The following is a 2,456-nucleotide window of genomic DNA, read 5'->3' as shown; positions in this document are numbered from 1 at the left end:
CGGCGCGCGGGCCGCGGCGCGCGGCTGGCGGCTGGCGCTGCGCGGCGGGCGGCGGGCGGCTGGCGGCTGCCGGCTGGCGGCTGGCGGCTGGCGGCGGGCGGCAAGAGCTACCACAGGCAGCCCCCGCAGGCCCCCGCTGGGACCCCGCGCAGGCCACGCGGACCAGCGTCCGCAGGCGAGCGTCCGCAGACCGGCTCGGGCAGACCGGCTTCCGCGGACCGGCTCGGGCGGCCCTCGGCAGGCCGCAGAGCGATCCCCTCGGGTCTGGGGCGTGGTCGCTGCGGCTGCGGCGGGGTTCGCTGGATCCTCCTTCCCGGCATGTCCGCTGTTCAGCGCGGTTCGTGGGCGTTCGGTGCGGTCGCTGGAGCGGTGGTTTCGGCGATCCGGCAAGCTTGGGGTGCGCAGCTCCGCCCTCGTGGCGGACGCGGGCGGCCCGCCCGTTCGGGCGGGGACAACTGAACATCCACCGGGGGTGGCGCGCGCGTCGCCCTCCGGTGCGGAGCGGGAGCACCGGCTCGGGTCGGTGCGGAGCGGTCGGCGTGAGGCTGGGCCGTCCGCTCCCCGCCCCTGCCAAGTACCGAACTGCACGACCTGGACCGAACGTCCCGGCTCGACCGGAGCGCGTGGCACGACCGCGTGGCCGGACCTGGTGGGACCGCCGGTGGAGAACAAGCGGAAAGCGGGGAACACAGGGTGAAGCTGCTCGTCACGGGCGGTGCGGGGTACGTCGGCAGCGTGACCGCCGCACGGCTGGTCGAGTCCGGGCACGAGGTCGTCGTGCTCGACGACCTGTCCACCGGGCACGCGGACGCCGTGCCGGAGGGCGCCGAGTTCGTCCAGGCCGACATCGACGACGCCATCGGCGACGTGCTCGCGGGTGGCTTCGACGGCATCGTGCACTGCGCGGCCAAGTCGCTGGTCGGCGAGTCGATGGTGGACCCGGCCAAGTACTGGCAGGGCAACGTGGTCACCTCCCTGAAGCTGCTCGACGCGATGCGCGCCCACGGCACGCCCCGGCTGGTGTTCTCGTCCACCGCCGCGACCTACGGCGAGCCCGAGCAGGTCCCGATCCTGGAGACCGCGCCGACCCGGCCGACCAACACCTACGGCGCGTCGAAGCTCGCGATCGACCACGCCATCACCTCCTACGCCGCCGCGCACGGCCTGGCCGCCGTGAGCCTGCGGTACTTCAACGTCGCGGGCGCGTACGGCCGCTTCGGCGAGCGGCACGCCGTTGAGACCCACCTGATCCCGCTCGTGCTCCAGGTCGCCCTGGGCAAGCGCGAGAGCATCAAGGTCTTCGGCGACGACTGGCCCACCGACGACGGCACGTGCGTGCGCGACTACATCCACGTGCTCGACCTGGCCGACGCGCACATGAAGGCCCTGGAGCACGCCACGGCAGGCGAGCACCGCATCTACAACCTGGGCAACGGGCTCGGCTTCTCCGTCAACCAGGTCATCGAGGCCTGCCGCGAGGTCACCGGCCACGCGATCCCCGCCGTGGTCGACGGCCGCCGCGCGGGCGACCCGGCCGTGCTGATCGCCTCCAGCGAGCGCGCCCGCACCGAGATGGGCTGGAAGCCCGAGCGCGCCGACCTGTCCGGCATCGTCCGCGACGCCTGGGAGTTCACCCAGGCCCGCGAGGAGGCCTGAGCCGCATGACGACAACGGGATCAGCGGCGGACTTCTCCGACCTGGCGCGCTTCGCCGCGCTGCCCAGGCTCGGCTCGCTGGCGGTGTCGCCGGACGGCTCCCGCCTGGTGACGGTCGTGTCCGAGCTCTCGGACGACGGCAAGACCTGGCAGGGCTCCCTGTGGGAGGTCGACCCGACCGGTGGGCGGCCCGCGCGCAGGCTCACCCGCTCGGCCAAGGGCGACTCGTCGCCGGTGTTCACCCCGGACGGTTCGCTGCTGTTCCTGTCGGCGCGACCGGACCAGGAGCGCAAGCCCGGCGAGGCCAAGGACAAGGCGGCGCTGTGGCTGCTGCCGACCACCGGTGAGGCCCGCGAGCTGCACCGGCCCGCGGGCGGTGTCGACCGGGTGCTGGTGGCGGGCGGCTCGGGCACGGTGCTGCTCGGCTCGCCGGTGCACCGGGGCGCGGGGTTCGGCGAGGCGGACGCGGACGTGCGCAAGGCGCGCGAGGACGCCGGGGTCACGGCGATCCTGCACGAGAGCTACCCGATCCGGTACTGGGACCACGACCTCGGCCCGTTCCACAGCAGGCTGCTGGCCACGACCGCACCGGTCGACGGCGACTCGGCCCGGCTGGTCGCCGGGGACCTGGTCGACCTGACGCCGGTCACCGAGCGGGCCCGGTTCGCCTCGGTCGCGATCAGCGACGACGGGCGGTGGGTCGCGCACACCGAGAGCGTCGAGGTGGACGCCGCCTACGGCAACCACGTCCGGCTCCGGCTCACCAGCGCCGACGGGACCCAGGACCGGGTGCTCGCGCAG

The 2,456-nt window shown here is 74.6% G+C and carries 2 protein-coding genes; both read left to right on the top strand.

The window, feature by feature from the left end; genetic code table 11:
* The first annotated feature begins 693 nt into the window (after positions 1 to 693).
* Entirely contained in the window at positions 694 to 1,656 is a 963-nt protein-coding gene (gene galE / locus ACTUAL_RS15380; RefSeq protein ID WP_015800304.1) for a UDP-glucose 4-epimerase GalE, read from the top strand.
* Positions 1,657 to 1,661: 5 nt separating this feature from the next.
* The coding region (locus tag ACTUAL_RS15375) for a TolB family protein (RefSeq protein WP_440900738.1) at positions 1,662 to 2,456 on the top strand (795 nt) is incomplete at its 3' end.

The organism is Actinosynnema sp., from assembly GCF_052038725.1.
This window is presented reverse-complemented; position numbering and strand designations above follow the sequence as displayed.